Below are 16,445 nucleotides of genomic sequence, written 5' to 3' on the forward strand. Positions count from 1 at the left end.
GGTCAGCTTCCGCTCTCGATCTTCTTCTTCAGCGCTTCGAGGCCAGTCTGATAGAGCCCCTTCACCGCCTTGACCGAAGCCTCGTCACTCAGCTCCGGAGGCGGATCGTTGTTGGGAAAGCCGCGGTAGAACGCGCCGGCCCATTCCAGCGTCGCGCCCTTGCCGTCGGCGCTCGGCGTCACCGTCAGCGTCGAGGAGTAGTTGTTGACCGGCAAAACCTTCACGTCGACGGCGGTGATCCGGTAGGAATAGGTCATGGCGGCTGCGTCGAACTTGTAGAGCTCCTCGTCGACGATGCCGCCGCCGGTCAGCGTCAGCCGCCGCGTCGCGCCGATCTCGTTGCCCTTCTCGCCCTCGGTCTTGGTCACCGGCGCGAGCCAGCTCATGTCCTGGAAATTGCCGATCACCGCCCAGACCTTGGCCGGGGCTGCATTGATCTCGATGGATTCCCGCACCTTTTGTCGCGTCGGCCCGTGCGCCCAGGCTGCGGACAAAACCATTCCCGCCGCTGCAAGCACCGCCACCCCGGCGATCGCATGACCGATCGTCTTCCTCATCTCGTTTCCTCATCCTTTGACCATGCGCGACTTGAAGCGCGCTGAGGCTATGGTAACGCATTTTCGGGCCGTGGGGAGACCGCTTCGTGGCCTCGGCGTGGCAGGCGCGCTGCCCGGGAGCCACAAGCCCTTGCGCTACCCGTCGGGCAAAACACGCGAGATGATGGTCAACGTGCTCAGAGCAAAATAATTCGCTTTACGCGAATTCGGAAATGCGTCATATTCCGGCCATCCCAACCCGGCCGAGGGGCGCTCGCGATCGTCACGAACGCGGGATGGGACGTGGTGGACGCGGGTCATATCGGCGCGAAGGGTTTTGCAGGGCGGGCAACCGTGAGCGAAGGCCTCGCGCACACGACCGGGGTGATCGGCGTACGGCAAAATCGTGTGGTCCTGGCGCCCGGAGCCTGTGCGCCAAGACTTGTGGTGATGGGTGTGGCCCAACCGGGCCTTCGCATCAGCCATCTGCAGGGCGACGGGGGCAATAGTGCATCGCTCCCCGGGGAGAGCACGACATAAGCCGTCAAACCACTGCGCAGGGAAGGCCGGATGTCTCGGCTACACCTGTATGCCGCTGTGCAGATTCTGTAGCGCAATTATCGCACAGTGGACCGCGGGTGCCAGCCGGCACCCGGTCTTCCCTGCGCCCTCGGCACTTTCGAGGGCGGCAACGGCCGCAAAGCTCGGGCACGATGTGCCGCGAGGACGTGAAAGCGTGTCCGCAATTGCAGATTCCAATGGGACGATGAAGCTTACTCACACCTTGCTTGCGGGAGGCTTGCGGGAGCGATCCATACGATGCGGCACTTGGACGCAAAATCATACCTGAGGTTGTCGTTCAGAATCGCAGCAATGAATTGTAACAATGTTTCTGTCTGCTGGCATGAGGCCAGTTCCTGCCTTGCGACCCGGCAATGATTGACGGACGTCCAGGAGCCGCCGCGCCGTCAGGAATTCCCCATGGTGTCCACCTATTTTGGCTACAGCTACGTCACGCGCAATCTCGCACAGACCCTGACACGGGTGGCGCAGCAATCGGACGTATCGAGCGATGCCGCCTACTACAAGGCCAACATCGGCAAGGTGCACACCGTAGACGATCTGATGAATGACTATCGCCTGTATCATTACGTCACGAAAGCCTATGGCCTGGAAGACATGGCCTACGCCAAAGCTTTCCTGAAGAAAGTGCTGCAGAGCAATCTCTCGGACTCAAAGAGCTTTGCCAACACGCTGATCGACAAGCGCTACCGGGATTTTGCCGCGGCATTTTCCTTCGGTGGCGGTGAAACGAAGGTTGCGCAATCAGACAGCCAGACCGACGACATCATCGGGCTGTACACGGCAGCCATGAAGAGCAACGTCGATGCAGTTGCCGCCGATACGAAATACTACAATGCCACGATCGGCACGGTGACCAGCGCCGACCAGCTTCTCAACGACGACCGTCTTCGCAACTATGTCGCTTCGGCATTCGGGATCGATCAAAGCAAGTGGCCGCGTGATACGATCAAGCAGGTCTTGTCCAGCGATCCATCCGATCCGAACAGCTACGTCAATGTCACCTTCTCGTCTCAGCTGAATGGCCTGAACGCCCAGCTTGCTCAAGCCAAATCGGATGCAACCGACGCCAGCTCGAAGATTGCCGGCTACACGACGCAACTGTCGCAGCCCGGCGCTGACGTCAATCAACTGAACGTGCAGATATTGGTCGAAAGATATCGCCTGCAGACCGCCGTGAGCAGCATATCCAGCACCAACGACGCCATCGCGACGACCGGCCACTTCATGGATCTGGCCGGCGCGTTCGCGTTTTCCGCCGACGGGTCGCTTCCAGCGGGTACACCTGCGCAGACCGCAGCAAACCTCGCAAGCACGAACCAGAGCTTCGACGAGAGCAAGTCGGCGGTCTACTCGGCGGCAAGCCCGTTGCAGGAAGCTCTGGTCATCGCACAATTCAGAAAATTCATCCCCAATGTAACTTCGCTCCAGACGCTGGTGTCCACACCAGGCGCGTATAATTTTTCGCTGGCGGCCGTCGGCCTCGATCCTACACAGGTCCCACAGTCCACCGTGAAGGCCGTTCTCGAAAGCGACCTCAACGACCCCAAGAGCTACGTCTATTCGCTCAAGGACGATCGATACGTCAAGCTCGCGCGCGCGTTCAATTTCGACGCAAAGGGCAATCTGACGACACCCCTAGCGGCTCAGGATTCGGCCGAAGTCCTCGATATCGCCAAGGACTACATCATTGCGAAAATAAAATTCGCAAATGCGCAGGACCAGGCGAAGATCAAGGCTCAAGCTCAGAAAGATGCGACGGACTATCAACAGTCAATAGGCGACATCGACAGCGTTTCCGACCTGCTTGCGAACAGGAAGATGGTCGATTTCATCCTTGTCGCCAAGGGTCTGGACCCTGCGAAAGTGACCACCGCCTATCTCAAGAAGATCTTCGGCTCTGATCTGAGCGATCCCAAGAGCTTCGCCAACACCGAGAGCGACCCGCGTTTTGCCGAGATCGCGGCGTCATTCAATTTCGATAAAAACGGTGACGTCGCGCGCCTTCCGATGGTGGGCCCGCAAAAGCGCGATCAATTTCTGGCAACGCAAAAGAACTATCTCGAGCAAAGCCTGGAGCAGCAGCAGGGCGATACGAATCCCGGCGTGCGTCTGGCGCTGTATTTCCAGCGCATGGCCGGACACATCACGTCCGCCTACGACATCCTTGCCGACAAGGCGCTTTCAGAGGTGTTTCGGACCACCTTCGATTTGCCTGATCAGATGGCGTCGATGCAGATCGATCAGCAGGCCAAGATCGTGGAAAAATACCTCAATCTCAAAGATCTCGGAGATCCCACGAAAGTTGCAAAGCTTCTGAGCCGCTTCTCGGCCATGTACGACGCGAGGAACGCCAGTCAGACGTACTCGCCCGTGCTCGACCTCTTTCAAGGATCGAGCTCGGGGACATCAGGCTTCAGTGAATCGACATATCTGGCCATGGCGAAAATGCGCGCCAGCCCGTGGTGATCGGCCGATCGTATCCGCGATTTCAAGCGCCAATGGAAGGACCAAGCAGGTACTACAAGCCGTCATTGCGAGCGCAGCGAAGCAATCCAGACTATCGCTGCGGAGGGATTCTGGATTGCTTCGCTGCGCTCGCAATGACGATTGAGAGAGCATTTGTTGATTGCGCCCCCTCGCCTATTCCGCCAGCGTCGCCTCGACGAAGCCGCGCGGATCGGCGCAAAACTCCCGCATCACCCGGTAATGATCGGTCTGCTCCACACTTGTCGGCTCGAGCCCATATTTGCCGAGCCGCAGCAGCTGCGCATTGGGATAGGCCATCAGCAGCGGCGCGTGGGTGGCCATGATCACCTGGCAATTGCCGGAGAGATCCATGCGATGCAGCAACTTGAGGAAGTCCATTTGCCGCGCCGGCGACAGCGCCGATTCCGGCTCGTCGAAGATGTAGATGCCCTGCTTCTGGCAGCGCTCCTCGAAGAACACCAGAAAGCCCTCACCGTGGGAAAAGGAAAGATAGTCCGGCGCCTCATGAACGCTCGCGCCAAACACGCCCTCCATAGCTTCTGCGGCACTCACGGCCGAGCGGTCGAGATAGCGCGCGACAGAAAAGAACGTCTCAGCGCGAAAGAACCAGCCGTCGGTCACCTTCGGCACCCACGCCGCTCGCAGGGCAGACGACAGCTCTTCGCCGGTGATTTCGATGCCGCCGCCTTCGATCTCCCGAAAACCCTTGCGGCCGCCAGTGCTGGCAAAGCCGGCAATCCCCGCAATGCCCTCGAGGATGGTCGATTTGCCGGCCCCGTTCTCGCCGACGATGATCGTGACCGCGGCGTCGAAGCTATGATCGAACTCGTCCCTGAAGACCGGAAGACAGAATGGATAGGCCTCCCAGTCCTCGACCTGCGCGCGGTCGAGCCAGACGCGCCTGAGATAGGGCGCACGCAGCGTAGTTTGACGGCGTCGTGTCCGGCTCATGTACCTGCCCCCGCTCAGTCCCAACTGAAACCTGCAATGGAACATATCAGGAACAGCAACTTCATGGAAGTGGCATCTGTAGGGCACCGCAAGTCCCAGGCTTGACTATCCCAATGCCTCCAGCACCAGCTCCATGGTCATCAGCACGGGATTGCCGCCGCGGATCAGACGCCCCTCGGCGATACCGCCGGTATAGTCGATCAGGGCGACGTCGAGCGCAGCTTCCAGCGTGCCCAACGGATCCGGCGCAATCGTCCCGGCGGTTATTGCGAGCTCCGTGGCAAACGGGTCGGTCACGCCGCCATGGGTGAAGCGCGCGCCGATGGTCGAGCCTACACCGCCGTGGATCTTCGCACGCGCGATGCCACGTGCCTTACAAAAGGCCTCGAGGCAGAACGCAAAATCCTGGTTGGGGCGCAGCCGCAGCGCAAAGGCGCGGCTGGTCGTGCGCGCACCGGAGCTTGCGGCCACGACCGGCCCGAACAGCTTGAAATTGGTCTCGGGGTCGGGCTCGGCGGTGAACATCGCGCCGTCGATGCCGAAGGCTTCGACCTCGAGCGGTTCGGCGACAACAGTCTCGTCCGGCAGCATGTGGCCGCCGCTCGCCTTGCCGTCCGCCTCAGTCCACAACCCGTGGCAATGATAGAACGGCGCGCCGTCGCGCATGCCGAGCGTCATGCTGCCGAGCCTGGTGCGCGTTACGCCTGCGGGCCGATACGTCTCGCTGTAGAACGCCGCGTTCTCGCTGGTCTTCGACAGCGCCGGCATGACATAGCCGAACGGCCCGAGCGCACCGTGGCCAAAATTCAGCACGCCACTCGCAAACCCTTCCGCGGCAAAACCGCGGCGCGCGGCTTCGAGCAGCGGCAAGCCGGCTGGAAGCGTGAACGAAAAGGGGCGCCCCCTCGCCTCCACCCACTGGATACGCTCGGTGACGGGCGCGCCCGGCTGCTTGATAGTCCGCATCACGTAAACTCAGCCCGTCTCGGTCTTGTCGAGATCGAGCAGCCCGCGCGCCTCGAGCTCGTCGCGTACCATCCGTTTCGGCACCTTGCCGTAGCCGGATTTCGGCAGCGCCTCCCAGAAGAAGAACCGTTTCGGCATCTTGTAGCGCGGCACCTTCGGCAGCAGGAACGCCGCCATCTCGGCTTCGCTCACCGGCTTCTCGCCGTCGCGCGCGACGCAGACGGCGACGCCGACCTCGCCCCAGGTCGCATCGGGCACGCCGAGCACGGCGACCTCGCCGACCGAAGGATGCGTCAATATCTTCTCCTCGATCTCGCGCGGATAGATGTTGGAGCCCCCGGAGATGTACATGTCCGACGCACGGCCGGTGATGTAGACGAACCCCTCCTCGTCCATGTGGCCGAGATCGCCGGTGCGGAACCAGCCGTTGCGGAACGCCTTAGCATTGGCCTCGGGGTTATCGTAGTAGCCGGCGAGCACCGCAGGCCCGATCACGCAGATCTCGCCGCTCTGGTTCGCTTTGAGCTCGCGGCCCTCGTCGTCCTGGATCGAGACCTGCATGCCGGTCCGCTCGAAGCCGCAAGTGCCGATCTTCGCATGCGGGCCGTCCTCGGGATCGTGCAGCGCCGCCGGCAGCACCGTGATGTTGCCGGTGACCTCGCCGAGGCCAAAATACTGCACGATGACCTTGCCGAGCTTCTTCAGCGCGGCCTTCTGGTCCTCACGATACATCGGCGCGCCGGCATAGATCACGTGGCGCAGCGAGGAATGATCGTATTTGTCGGCAGCGGAGTGCTCGACCATCATCTTCAAGATCGTCGGCACCGTGAAGAGATTGCTGACACGGTGCGCCGCGATCAGACGGAACGCCTCGTCGATGTCGAATTTCTCGGTCGGCAGCAGCACGGTGCAGACGCCGCGCGCGGTCTGCACCAGCTGATGCACGCCGGCGCCATGCGACAGCGGCGCCACTACCAGCGACGCATCGGCTTCCGTCACGCCGGGGGTGAGATCGGCGAGATGGTTAGTGACGACAAAACCCATCTGGCCGTGGGTCAGCACCGCAGCCTTGGAGCGGCCGGTGGTGCCGGAGGTGAAGAAGAACCAGCAGGGATCATCGTGCTCGACCGCAATGTTCTCGACCACTTGGCCTGCCTGCGCAACGATGGCGTCGGCCACCGAGCGCTCGGCGAACGATGCCTTGCCGTCGATGCTCCAGATGAATTCCAGCGCGCCGCCGTTCACGGCCACCGCGTGCTCGGGAAAATCGACATGGCACAAAAACGCCTTCGCGCCGGAGGCCTGTGCGAGATAGGCCACCTCATCCGGCATCAGGCGGAAATTGGTGGGCACCCAGACCGCGCCGAGCCGGAACGCCGCGAACATCGAGAAGAACATCTCGTCGCCATTCTTGGAATGAACGAGAATGCGGTCGCCCTTGGCGATGCCGCGCGCCGCAAGTGCAGCCGCCAGCGCGGAAACCTGCGCATCGATCTCGCGCCAGGTCCAGGATTTGTCACCCCAGACGAAACCGGGACGCGATCCATGCCGCCGCGCATTCTGGGTCAGCATATAGGCAAGATTCATGACGCGGCGGGACATGCGGAGCGGCTGCATCGGGCTTCCTCTTTGACGGCAGACGGCACGCAAGCCGCCCGCTCATTGGGGCCCATTTATCGTCATCGAGAGCGGCCTAGCAAGACCGCCAACTGGGCGTCATCCATGCGCCCGTTCAAGGAATTTTAAACATGATGGGGGCAACCTCGCTCAGTATCTGCGTACAGAGTGCTGCATCATGGTCAAAGCGCCCGTCGTTCTCCTGCTCACGTTGGCGCTTGCCGGCTGTGCTGTCGCTCCACAAGCTCATCTCACCTCCGATCCTGCCTTCAGGCCCGCGCGTTATGCCTGGGATGGCGCTGGCGAAGATCCCAATCAGCCACGTACCGCCCAGCCGTCGCGAGCAACACGCACGGCCGCCGCATCCGAGCGTACCAAGTCGCAAGCCGCGTTCCAGCCCTATTCGAAGGAATGGTGGCAGGCCCAGGACGGCATCGAGGCCGAGCAGGACGCCAAGGTCAATCGCTCGCTCGTCATCTGCCAGGGCTGTCTCCGCGCCAAACCTCAGCCGGAAGATTCTCGCCTCGCCAAGGCGGCCGATTGAATCGAACCGCGCGTACTTCGGTCTACTGAGATACCGCGCTGACATGGCCATTTCGGTCTATGGACGCGTGCCATTATCTTGACGCGGAGACCATGCGTTACGACTTCGTGCGCGAGGCCGCGAGCTGGAAGATCGACGACATCAAGGGCTCCTCCGACGGCGAGGCCTGGTCGATCCGCAAGACGCGCTGAAGAGCTGACCGGAGATATGGAGACATCATGAGCGACGTGATCAACAACAAGGACCATCACCGCTACGAGCTCGAGGTGGAGGGCCATCTCGCGACCGAGCATTACAAGATCGACGGCAATGTCATCACCTTCGAGCACACCGACGTGCCGAAGGAGCTCGGCGGCAAAGGGGTCGGCTCAAGGCTGGTGCAAGGTGCGCTCGACCAGGTCCGCACGGCCGGCTTGAAGCTGATCCCGGAATGCCCGTTCGTGAAGGCATGGATCGAGAAGCACCCGGACTATGCGGATCTGGTGAAGAGATGAGCAAGCGCAGGCCCGCCGATCGCACGACGGGCCCGCCGAAAATCCACAGCCTACTGCCCATGCTTCAGCATATCCTGGTCACTCAGATCCCAGTCCTGCCACAACTGGAGCACGCCGAGGACCACCGCCACCGCGCCGAGACTCGTGTGGTAGACCCGAAGAAAACCTTCGCCGGAATAGCCGACCACCAAGGGCGAGACGATGAGCCATAGCCCGACCACGATCGTCGCCACCTCCTGCCAGCGCTGCAAGGCGACATATTCGAGCTGGCTGAGGCCAAAAATGACCAGGCCGATTGCGACCGTATTCAGGACCATCGTCTCGTGTCCGACGATCCCCGAGCGATCCTGGATGGGAAACCACGGCGACGCGACGATCAGCGCGCCGAGCAGCATCCCGCACCAGTCTTCCCATGTTCGATGAGTATTCAAGAAACCAAAGTCCGACATCGTACCCTCCTATAAAAGAGGCACACGTCAGCGGCTGGCGACCATGACACTCCGAATGTCTAGCGACCATGCCGGCCGCACTCGGGCGTATGTCCTGTGGGAAGACGTGGGGAACCGATGCACGATTGCAAGACGGACCAGCATTTTTTGCGCGCGAGCGAGGCTGGCGTTAGGGAATAGTGCTGGTCAGCCCGACACAGTCTTCCACGCGGGACCGCCCTCGGCGCTTGGTTGCGCCTTGGCAAGGGAGGGGTCAGGCGCCTAGATCAGGGAACAAACACCGCTTCGGAAGGATCAGGCATGGGGGCATCGGTACGCGACAACAAGGACAGGAGCCGTTTCGAGCTCGATGTCGGCGGCGAGCTGGCCTTCGCCAATTACCGGCTGACGCCGTCGGCTGTCATCATCACCCACACCGAGACGCCGCGCGCTCTGCGCGGCCGCGGCATTGCCTCCGAGCTGATCAAGGGCGCGCTCGACCTGATCCGCCGCGACGGCAGGAAGGTGATCGCGGGCTGCGGTTTCGTCGTCGATTATCTCGACAAGCATCCGGAGGATGCAGATCTCGTTGCCTGAACGCAAAAGGGCCCGCGAGATCACGGGTCCTTCGCGTCGACCGATGCTCGTCGGTTAGTGCTTGATTTCAGGCGGCAGCTTGCCGCCATTGGCGGCGAGCTTGGACATCACCTGCTTGTGCAGCCAGACGTTCATGCTGGCGGAGTCGTTCATGTCGCCGCTGTAGCCGAGCTCCTTGGCGAGATCCTTGCGCGCAGCAAGGCTCGAATCGACGTCGAGCGCCTTCATGAGGTCGACGATCGAGGTGCGCCATTCCAGCTTCTCGCCCTTGTGCGCGGCGACGGCTGCGTCGACGATTGCAGCGACATCCACCGTTGCCGCAGGCGCGGCAGCCGGCGCAGACGCTGGCGCCGATCCGCCCGGCGCGGCCCCAGCAGGCGTGCTGCCCGCGGGTGCGCCGCCGGCGGGCGCAGCGGAAGCCGGATGGCTGCCGAAAATTGCGCCCATGATTTTCCCGAAAATGCTCATGTCTGCTCCCCGAATAGGATTCCGTTGGAAGGCCCTGAGTGGCCACTTATAGATGAAGTTACGTCGCTGCGCCCGCGAAGTTCCGCGAACCACAAACAGCATGAGCTTATCTGCGGCGAAATGACGACCGGATGACATCATTGAGGTTGCACTGCGGCAACGAATCTCACCCAAGCGTGAGGGACAGGACTCGGAAATCGGCGTACGCTTCTCGCTCAGCTCGCGATGCCATCCGGAATTCGCGTCGGGTTGGACTCGCGAAACTCAGAAAAGCGGCCGCTTGCGCCGTTGCCGGCGCCGAATTCGGCTGCATGGCAAGGGAGCAAGCCGACCATGGCCACAGTCTATCAGGGCAATGTCCCTAGGAGGGGCCAGACCGCAGACGCGGCTGGACCGGTGATCCGAACCATCCAACTTTCCGACCTGCACGATGCGCTCAAGCGCGGCTGGGAAGATTTCAAGGCCGTTCCGAGCCACGCCATTATCCTCTGCGTGATCTATCCGGTGCTCGGCCTCGTGATCGCACGCGTCGCAATGGGCCATTCGGTGATACCGCTGCTGTTTCCGCTGGCCGCGGGCTTCGCCCTGATCGGCCCGTTCGCAGCACTCGGCCTCTATGAGCTCTCGAGCCGTCGCGAACGCTCTGAAGAGGCCAGCGCCTGGGATGCGATGGAGGTGCTGCGCTCGCCCTCCTTCGGCGCCATGCTCGGCCTCGGCACGCTGCTGCTCGCGCTGTTCGTGACCTGGGTCGCGACCGCACAGGCGATCTATGTTGCTGCATTCGGCTATGAGGGCGTGACCGGAATCTCGGATTTCGTGACGCGCGTGCTGACGACATCACCGGGCTGGTGGCTGATCGTGGTCGGCTGCGGCACGGGCTTCCTGTTCGCGCTCGCCGCGCTCTGCATCAGCGCCGTCTCATTCCCGCTGATGCTCGACCGACATGCCGGCGCTCTGGACTCGATGGTGACCTCGCTGCGCGTCGTCGCCAAAAACCCGGTGCCGATGGCGGCCTGGGGCTTGATCGTGGCGGTGCTGCTGGCGCTCGGAACGATCCCCGCATTCCTCGGGCTCGCCGTCGTCATTCCCCTGCTCGGCCACGCCACCTGGCATCTCTACCGCAAGGTCATCGTCTCCGAGCCCGGTGCACGGCCGGTGCCGCCTCCGCCGCAGCGTCCGCGCAAGCCGGCGGCCGATTTCCCCGCCAATCTCTTCCCGTGGCGGAATAGGAAATAGGGCTGAAGTCTGACGATCTTGCGCCTGGCGATGTTGTTACAACCGATCCCGCCGCGGGGACCCCGGGCGGGATCGGTTGATGTCGTGCGCCTTGCTTTGGCCGCGGTTACAACCGAGATTGCCGCCGCCGGTCATGCCACTTCACGGAATCAATTTACTCGAATGACCCTGACGATTTCTCGTCTCGCTCTCGCAGCCCTCGCCCTCTCCGCGTCAGTCCTGTCCGCCGAACCCGCACTCTCTGCGGTCGCCTGCGGCTCGGGCAATTTCGACGCCTGGCTCGCGGATTTCAAAACCGAGGCCGCGGCCAAAGGCATCTCACAGCAGGCGATCGCCGCCGGGCTTGCCGGCGTGACGCTGGACCAGAGCGTGCTGAACCGTGACAAATCGCAAAAGGTCTTCACCCAGACCTTCGAAGAGTTTTCCGGTCGCATGGTGCCGCCGCGGATGACGCGCGGCTCCAACATGATGAAGCAATACGGCTCGGTGCTGTCGCGCATCGAGCAGACCTATGGCGTGCCGGGCGAGATCCTGGTCGCGATCTGGGGCCTCGAGACCGATTTCGGCGTCAACACCGGCAAGTTCGCGACGATCCGCTCGCTGGCAACTCTGGCCTACGATTGCCGACGCGCCGAGCAGTTTCGCGGCGAGCTGATGGACGCGCTGCGTATCGTCCAGCGCGGCGATCTCGCGCCGTCCGACATGAAAGGCGCCTGGGCCGGCGAGCTCGGCCAGACCCAGTTCATGCCATCATCCTGGATGAAATACGCCGTCGATTTCGACGGCAACGGCAAGCGCGACCTGTTGCACAACGCCCCCGACGTGCTCGCCTCCACGGCGAACTACCTTGCGGGCTATGGCTGGCAGAAGGGTAAGGATTGGCAGCCGGGCAGCCCGAACTTCGCGGTGCTCCAGCAGTGGAACAAGAGCGAGGTCTATTCCAAGACGGTGGCCTATTTTGCCACCCAGCTCGCCCACGCACCCTAAAGCACACGTCCGGACACAAAACGCGTAGGGCCGATCGCCCTGCGACCGGCCCTCTCTTGGGTTTGCGTTTACCTACCCGCTTACTTGCCCATGGTGGCTTGCATCGCCTTGTTCAGGTGCATGCCGCACGCACCCATTTTTCCATTGAGCATGGAGTCCTGCGCTGCCGTGATCTCCTTCTCGGCGACGAACTTACCGTCGCCGTCGGGCATGGCCTCGATCGCGGTCTCCGTCTTTTCCAGATTGGCCCCGCTGCAGCCGCCCATGCTGTGCTTGGCGGCCTGGGCCGGCGCGACGGCGAATGCCACGGCGGCAATTGCGATAACCCCGAGTAACTTCGTCATGATGTTACTTTCCTTCTCTTGTTCTTGGGACAGACCCAGCGACATTGCCGGAATCTGCAACATGACTTTGCTGCCGACGCGGCAACTTGCCGCAATAAATTCCCCGCGAGAATTGCGTGATGTTGCGCGCCGCGCAGAGCTGCATGCGAAATTTCTGATTTTCATTACAACTTTGTAATCCGGATCTGCACGCGCGGCGTGTGTGCACCGCATCAACGAGGGAGGCGCGGTCACTCAGCCGATCGGCGAGACGGCGACGCGGGTCCCGCCCCAGAAGACTAGAGAATCGTTGCGGCGACCCCTTTCTCAAATCACCAGGGCTTCAACGATATTTTGATTATAGGTTCATTTCTATAGATTCCCGATTCATGCGAATCGCGCATGGGAGACTTGGGTCTACAAGCTGGCGTATCGCCCTTGATGGTCGCGGAAATGCAACTTATTTCCATCACTGCCGGAACCGCACAAATTGCTATAAACCCGTGAATTCACGGACGTTTGTTGTATCATGTGAGGATTTTCGCCTAGCTGGCGGGCGGGACTGCCGACAGGTTAAGCGACTCTTACCGATGCCATGCGTTCTTCGCTTAGCTGCATCGCAACATCGAAACTTTCGCAGTGCACCACTCTCACCTATATTCATTTCAACGACGACGCCCGGGTAAGGGCTGAATCGAACTACAGGAGACTACCAATGCTGCTCTCGCTCATCCGCATGATCCAGGCTTTCCGGGACTATCAGCGCAATGTTGCCGAGCTGTCCCAGCTCAGCGATCGCGAACTGGCCGACATCGGTCTCGATCGCTCGGACATCCCGCGCGTTGCCGCCGGTCAGTATCAGGGCTGATATCGTTCAGCCCTTCACCGGACCAACCGATAGCGCCCGCCTCGTGCGGGCGTTGTCGCATCCAATGGCAGAAAACTCGATCTCGGCGATTCCACTGACCGCCGAAAAGCGCTACCTGTCCGCCCCATGACAGGACCCCTATCCAATATTGTGCACGTCATCGGCGCTGGCCTTGCCGGTTCCGAAGCCGCCTGGCAGGTGGCGAAATCAGGCGTGCCCGTGGTGCTGCACGAGATGCGGCCCGATCGCATGACCGAGGCGCACCGCACTGACGGGCTCGCCGAGCTCGTCTGCTCCAATTCATTCCGCTCGGACGATGCCGCCAACAACGCAGTCGGCCTGCTCCATGCCGAGATGCGCCGGCTCGACTCGCTGATCATGCGCGCGGCCGACGCCAACCAGGTGCCCGCCGGAGGCGCGCTGGCGGTAGATCGTGACGGCTTCTCTGCGGCCGTCACCACGGCACTCAACGACCATCCGCTTATCGAGATCGCCCGCGGCGAGGTCAAAGGTCTGCCGCCGGCCGATTGGAGCAACGTCATCGTCGCGACCGGTCCCCTTACCTCCGCGCCGCTGGCCGATGCCATCCGCGAGCTGACCGACGAGAACGCGCTCGCCTTCTTCGACGCGATCGCGCCGATCGTGCACCGCGAATCCATCGACATGTCGGTGGCCTGGTTCCAGTCGCGCTACGACAAGGTCGGCCCCGGCGGCAACGGCGCCGACTACATCAACTGCCCCATGACCAAGGAGCAGTATGACGGCTTCGTTGCCGCGCTGATCGCAGGCGAGAAGACCGAGTTCAAGGAGTGGGAGAGCAACACGCCCTATTTCGACGGCTGCCTGCCGATCGAGGTGATGGCGGAGCGCGGCCCCGAGACGCTACGCCACGGCCCGATGAAGCCGGTCGGCCTCACCAACCCGCACGATCCCATGACCAAGGCCTACGCGATCGTGCAGCTGCGCCAGGACAATAAGCTCGGCACGCTCTACAACATCGTCGGCTTCCAGACGAAGCTGAAATACGGCGAGCAGCAGCGCATCTTCCGCACCATTCCGGGACTAGAGAAGGCCGAGTTCGCCCGCCTCGGCGGCTTGCATCGCAACACCTTCCTCAACTCGCCAAAGCTGCTCGACAGCCAGTTGCGCCTGCGCGTGCAGCCGCGGTTGCGTTTTGCCGGCCAGATGACGGGCTGCGAAGGCTATGTGGAATCCGCCAGCGTCGGCCTGATCGCCGGCCTCTATGCGGCAGCCGACGTGCGCGGCGAAACACTGGCGAGCCCGCCGGGCACGACGGCACTCGGATCCCTGCTCGGCCACATCACCGGCGGCCATATCGAGACCATCGAGCCGGGCACCCGCTCGTTCCAGCCGATGAACATCAATTTCGGCCTGTTCCCGCCGCTCGCGACCGCGCCGACGAAGAAGCCCGACGGCACCCGGCTGCGCGGCAACGAGAAGACGGTGGCCAAGAAGCAGGCGATGAGCGCTCTGGCGCTTGCCGATCTCGATCGCTGGATCGCCGATCATTTGCGCATTGCCGTCGCGGCGTGAGTTTTCAATGAATCTTCCCAAAGATGACGCCGCGGTGCTCTCGGCGCGCTGGACCGAGGGCGTGCTGCTCAAGCGCGACGTGTTCTCGACCGTCGAGCGCGGCCGCTTCCGTGGCGACAGCGGCGAAGTTGACGCCGTGCTGCGCCGGCTCGACGAGGTGCCGTGGTGGTCGTTCCTGCTGGCGCGTCATCTTTTCGCGCGCGAGAAGCACGCGCTGGCGCTCGCCAAAGGCCTCAATGTTGGCCCTGAATTGCTCTGGGCCGGCCGCCGCGCTCTTGCGCGCGGCTTCGTCGACGGCGTCGCGCTGCATCTGGCAAAACCCCATGGCGATCTCGCCTATTTCCGCTCGGCCAAGGTAGCGCTGCGAAGGCTGCGCCGCGCCGGGATCTGCCACAACGACCTCGCCAAGGAACAGAACTGGCTGGTCGGCCGCGACGGCCGCGCCTATGTGACCGACTTCCAGCTTGCGGCCTGCTTCAACCGGCGCGGCCGGCTCTATCGCATCCTCGCCTACGAAGACCTCCGGCATCTGCTCAAGCACAAGCGCTCCTACGCGCCCGAGGCGCTGACGCCGCGCGAGCGAAAGATTCTCGCGAAGAAATCGTTCGCCGCGAGCCTGTGGCTTGCCACCGGAAAGAAGGTCTACCGCGCGATCACCCGCGGCCTGTTCAACTTCACCGACCGCGAGGGCGGCGGCCGTCGCCTCGTCAACGACGCACCGGTGCTGGCCGAGTTGATCCGCCAAAACCCCGCTGTCCGTGACGCCGCCATCGTCGCCTTTGCCGACCGCCGCTCGGGCGTGGGGCTCTATGCGTTCGTGGAGGCGGATCAGGCTGCGCTTGAAGGACAGCTCCGCAGCGAACTCACTACCGCCAAGGGACCAAAGCCGCCGGAACACATCCAGGTCGTGCACGCGCTTCCGCGTGACACCAGCGGCAAGCCGCGCACCGAGATCCTGCAACTGGTCGCCATGAACCAGCTCGACCTGATCGAGCCGATGATGAAGAACGATCAGGATCGCGCCTTCCTCAAGGACATCCTGGAGCAGCGCAAGAACCTGCGGGATCGCTTCAATTTCGAGGCGGACCTGCCCACCAGTTAGACGACGAGGTGCAGCGCGCCTTGAAGCGTCCACAATGCCGGTGGAGAAGCCGGGGATCACGCTGACTTGGGGAACGATGAATCGCTGGGGGACCATGAGGCGCTGCGCGGCCCTGCTGATCGCAGGTCTCGTGCTGCTGGCGGCCGCACCCGTGATGGCCGCGGAGTCCCCTGCCGAACAGATCTCCAGCTTCCGGCTGAAGCACGGTGAGGGCCGCGTCGTACGCGACACAACCCTCGACCGCATTGCTATAGACCAAGCCCGTGCGATGGCGGAGAAGGATGATCTCAGCCACGACGCCCTCGGCCCGTTCAACAAGCGCGTCGCGCCATCGAGAGCGGGCCGCGCCGCCGAGAATATTGCCTATGGCTACGACAATTTCGAGAAGACGCTCGGACAGTGGATCGATTCCTCCGGGCACCGCAAGAACCTGCTGCTGCACAACGCCTCCCGTGTCGGGATCGCCAGCGCGAAGAACGCCAGCGGCAAGCGCACCTATTGGGCCATGGTGATCGCCGGCGACTACGAGCCGAAGCCGGGCAAAGGCAGAAAGGACCGCGAGCCGCTGGTGGCCGTGAAACGCGAGGTTACGTCCGCCAGCAAGCCCAAATCCAGCAACTGCCATATCAAGCTGCTGGGCCTCTGCATCTGAGGCCAAGCCTGGCTTCGCGACCCGCCATCTTGCTCGCGTTCTCAGGCGCG

General features: G+C 62.5%; 17 protein-coding genes and 1 pseudogene. 11 read left to right on the top strand and 7 right to left on the bottom strand.

Annotated elements, in window-relative coordinates; all coding sequences use genetic code 11:
- Positions 1–2 precede the first annotated feature (2 nt).
- Positions 3–557 (bottom strand): SRPBCC family protein, encoded by a 555-nt coding sequence (locus tag ABID59_RS07775; protein ID WP_354082986.1) that lies wholly within the window; start codon positions 555–557, stop codon positions 3–5.
- Positions 558–1,517: 960 nt separating this feature from the next.
- On the opposite strand from ABID59_RS07775, the gene ABID59_RS07780 reads away from it, so the two are divergent.
- Positions 1,518–3,587, top strand: coding sequence for a DUF1217 domain-containing protein (locus ABID59_RS07780; RefSeq protein ID WP_354083119.1), 2,070 nt, complete (start codon positions 1,518–1,520; stop codon positions 3,585–3,587).
- A 174-nt stretch (positions 3,588–3,761) separates the two neighbouring features.
- On the opposite strand, the gene ABID59_RS07785 is transcribed toward ABID59_RS07780, so the two are convergent.
- The 3 genes from ABID59_RS07785 to ABID59_RS07795 all read right to left on the bottom strand — a co-directional run bounded on the left by ABID59_RS07785 (position 3,762) and on the right by ABID59_RS07795 (position 7,142).
- The gene (locus ABID59_RS07785) at positions 3,762–4,559 is read right to left on the bottom strand and encodes an AAA family ATPase (RefSeq protein ID WP_354034338.1); all 798 of its coding nucleotides are present in this window, start codon (positions 4,557–4,559) and stop codon (positions 3,762–3,764) included.
- Positions 4,560–4,664: 105 nt separating this feature from the next.
- Positions 4,665–5,525: a PCC domain-containing protein gene (locus ABID59_RS07790; RefSeq protein WP_354082987.1), complete on the bottom strand. Its 861-nt coding sequence runs from the start codon at positions 5,523–5,525 to the stop codon at positions 4,665–4,667.
- A gap of 9 nt (positions 5,526–5,534) precedes the next feature.
- Entirely contained in the window at positions 5,535–7,142 is a 1,608-nt protein-coding gene (locus ABID59_RS07795) for an acyl-CoA synthetase (protein ID WP_354082988.1), read from the bottom strand.
- 178 nt (positions 7,143–7,320) lie between these two features.
- Here ABID59_RS07795 and ABID59_RS07800 point away from each other — a divergent pair, with 178 nt between their 5' ends.
- The 3 genes and pseudogenes from ABID59_RS07800 to ABID59_RS07810 all read left to right on the top strand — a co-directional run bounded on the left by ABID59_RS07800 (position 7,321) and on the right by ABID59_RS07810 (position 8,180).
- Complete coding sequence (locus ABID59_RS07800) at positions 7,321–7,686, top strand: hypothetical protein (protein ID WP_354034334.1); 366 nt, start codon at positions 7,321–7,323, stop codon at positions 7,684–7,686.
- Between the two features lie 92 nt (positions 7,687–7,778).
- Positions 7,779–7,877, top strand: a pseudogene (locus ABID59_RS07805) (DUF3828 domain-containing protein); the annotation flags it as partial.
- 27 nt (positions 7,878–7,904) lie between these two features.
- Positions 7,905–8,180 carry a GNAT family N-acetyltransferase gene (locus ABID59_RS07810; protein ID WP_354082989.1) on the top strand — a complete coding sequence of 92 codons (276 nt, stop codon included), beginning with the start codon at positions 7,905–7,907 and terminating at the stop codon, positions 8,178–8,180.
- A gap of 50 nt (positions 8,181–8,230) precedes the next feature.
- On the opposite strand, the gene ABID59_RS07815 is transcribed toward ABID59_RS07810, so the two are convergent.
- Positions 8,231–8,629: an SPW repeat protein gene (locus ABID59_RS07815; RefSeq protein ID WP_354082990.1), complete on the bottom strand. Its 399-nt coding sequence runs from the start codon at positions 8,627–8,629 to the stop codon at positions 8,231–8,233.
- A 300-nt stretch (positions 8,630–8,929) separates the two neighbouring features.
- Between ABID59_RS07815 and ABID59_RS07820 the strand changes: the two genes are divergently transcribed.
- Positions 8,930–9,205, top strand: a complete 276-nt coding sequence (locus tag ABID59_RS07820) for a GNAT family N-acetyltransferase (protein WP_354082991.1) — start codon at positions 8,930–8,932, stop codon at positions 9,203–9,205.
- Positions 9,206–9,259: 54 nt separating this feature from the next.
- On the opposite strand, the gene ABID59_RS07825 is transcribed toward ABID59_RS07820, so the two are convergent.
- Positions 9,260–9,673: a DUF3597 domain-containing protein gene (locus tag ABID59_RS07825; protein ID WP_148753791.1), complete on the bottom strand. Its 414-nt coding sequence runs from the start codon at positions 9,671–9,673 to the stop codon at positions 9,260–9,262.
- Positions 9,674–10,006: 333 nt separating this feature from the next.
- Here ABID59_RS07825 and ABID59_RS07830 point away from each other — a divergent pair, with 333 nt between their 5' ends.
- Positions 10,007–10,909: a DUF2189 domain-containing protein gene (locus tag ABID59_RS07830; RefSeq protein WP_354082992.1), complete on the top strand. Its 903-nt coding sequence runs from the start codon at positions 10,007–10,009 to the stop codon at positions 10,907–10,909.
- A 162-nt stretch (positions 10,910–11,071) separates the two neighbouring features.
- Positions 11,072–11,896, top strand: coding sequence for a lytic murein transglycosylase (locus ABID59_RS07835; RefSeq protein WP_354034330.1), 825 nt, complete (start codon positions 11,072–11,074; stop codon positions 11,894–11,896).
- A gap of 80 nt (positions 11,897–11,976) precedes the next feature.
- Here ABID59_RS07835 and ABID59_RS07840 read toward each other — a convergent pair whose 3' ends face one another.
- The gene (locus ABID59_RS07840) at positions 11,977–12,303 is read right to left on the bottom strand and encodes a hypothetical protein (RefSeq protein ID WP_187435156.1); all 327 of its coding nucleotides are present in this window, start codon (positions 12,301–12,303) and stop codon (positions 11,977–11,979) included.
- A 631-nt stretch (positions 12,304–12,934) separates the two neighbouring features.
- On the opposite strand from ABID59_RS07840, the gene ABID59_RS07845 reads away from it, so the two are divergent.
- The 4 genes from ABID59_RS07845 (at position 12,935) to ABID59_RS07860 (ending at position 16,395) form a co-directional block, all read left to right on the top strand.
- Complete coding sequence (locus ABID59_RS07845) at positions 12,935–13,087, top strand: DUF1127 domain-containing protein (RefSeq protein ID WP_007590701.1); 153 nt, start codon at positions 12,935–12,937, stop codon at positions 13,085–13,087.
- Positions 13,088–13,213: 126 nt separating this feature from the next.
- On the top strand, positions 13,214–14,641 hold the full coding sequence (gene trmFO, locus ABID59_RS07850; RefSeq protein WP_354082993.1) for a methylenetetrahydrofolate--tRNA-(uracil(54)-C(5))-methyltransferase (FADH(2)-oxidizing) TrmFO: 1,428 nt from the start codon (positions 13,214–13,216) through the stop codon (positions 14,639–14,641).
- Between the two features lie 7 nt (positions 14,642–14,648).
- The gene (locus tag ABID59_RS07855; RefSeq protein WP_354082994.1) at positions 14,649–15,743 is read left to right on the top strand and encodes an AMP-binding enzyme; all 1,095 of its coding nucleotides are present in this window, start codon (positions 14,649–14,651) and stop codon (positions 15,741–15,743) included.
- A 94-nt stretch (positions 15,744–15,837) separates the two neighbouring features.
- Positions 15,838–16,395, top strand: coding sequence for a CAP domain-containing protein (locus ABID59_RS07860; RefSeq protein ID WP_354083120.1), 558 nt, complete (start codon positions 15,838–15,840; stop codon positions 16,393–16,395).
- Positions 16,396–16,445 lie beyond the last annotated feature (50 nt).

The sequence above is a fragment of the Bradyrhizobium sp. S3.3.6 genome (assembly GCF_040546905.1).
Classification (GTDB): domain Bacteria; phylum Pseudomonadota; class Alphaproteobacteria; order Rhizobiales; family Xanthobacteraceae; genus Bradyrhizobium; species Bradyrhizobium cytisi.

What these genes read in the sequence shown, in the direction of transcription:
- ABID59_RS07775 (WP_354082986.1), bottom strand. Translation starts at nt 557, where the DNA reads ATGAGGAAGACGATCGGTCATGCGATCGCCGGGGTGGCGGTGCTTGCA.
- ABID59_RS07780 (WP_354083119.1), top strand. Translation starts at nt 1,518, where the DNA reads ATGGTGTCCACCTATTTTGGCTACAGCTACGTCACGCGCAATCTCGCA.
- ABID59_RS07785 (WP_354034338.1), bottom strand. Translation starts at nt 4,559, where the DNA reads ATGAGCCGGACACGACGCCGTCAAACTACGCTGCGTGCGCCCTATCTC.
- ABID59_RS07790 (WP_354082987.1), bottom strand. Translation starts at nt 5,525, where the DNA reads ATGCGGACTATCAAGCAGCCGGGCGCGCCCGTCACCGAGCGTATCCAG.
- ABID59_RS07795 (WP_354082988.1), bottom strand. Translation starts at nt 7,142, where the DNA reads ATGCAGCCGCTCCGCATGTCCCGCCGCGTCATGAATCTTGCCTATATG.
- ABID59_RS07800 (WP_354034334.1), top strand. Translation starts at nt 7,321, where the DNA reads ATGGTCAAAGCGCCCGTCGTTCTCCTGCTCACGTTGGCGCTTGCCGGC.
- ABID59_RS07810 (WP_354082989.1), top strand. Translation starts at nt 7,905, where the DNA reads ATGAGCGACGTGATCAACAACAAGGACCATCACCGCTACGAGCTCGAG.
- ABID59_RS07815 (WP_354082990.1), bottom strand. Translation starts at nt 8,629, where the DNA reads ATGTCGGACTTTGGTTTCTTGAATACTCATCGAACATGGGAAGACTGG.
- ABID59_RS07820 (WP_354082991.1), top strand. Translation starts at nt 8,930, where the DNA reads ATGGGGGCATCGGTACGCGACAACAAGGACAGGAGCCGTTTCGAGCTC.
- ABID59_RS07825 (WP_148753791.1), bottom strand. Translation starts at nt 9,673, where the DNA reads ATGAGCATTTTCGGGAAAATCATGGGCGCAATTTTCGGCAGCCATCCG.
- ABID59_RS07830 (WP_354082992.1), top strand. Translation starts at nt 10,007, where the DNA reads ATGGCCACAGTCTATCAGGGCAATGTCCCTAGGAGGGGCCAGACCGCA.
- ABID59_RS07835 (WP_354034330.1), top strand. Translation starts at nt 11,072, where the DNA reads ATGACCCTGACGATTTCTCGTCTCGCTCTCGCAGCCCTCGCCCTCTCC.
- ABID59_RS07840 (WP_187435156.1), bottom strand. Translation starts at nt 12,303, where the DNA reads ATGTTGCAGATTCCGGCAATGTCGCTGGGTCTGTCCCAAGAACAAGAG.
- ABID59_RS07845 (WP_007590701.1), top strand. Translation starts at nt 12,935, where the DNA reads ATGCTGCTCTCGCTCATCCGCATGATCCAGGCTTTCCGGGACTATCAG.
- trmFO (WP_354082993.1), top strand. Translation starts at nt 13,214, where the DNA reads ATGACAGGACCCCTATCCAATATTGTGCACGTCATCGGCGCTGGCCTT.
- ABID59_RS07855 (WP_354082994.1), top strand. Translation starts at nt 14,649, where the DNA reads ATGAATCTTCCCAAAGATGACGCCGCGGTGCTCTCGGCGCGCTGGACC.
- ABID59_RS07860 (WP_354083120.1), top strand. Translation starts at nt 15,838, where the DNA reads ATGAGGCGCTGCGCGGCCCTGCTGATCGCAGGTCTCGTGCTGCTGGCG.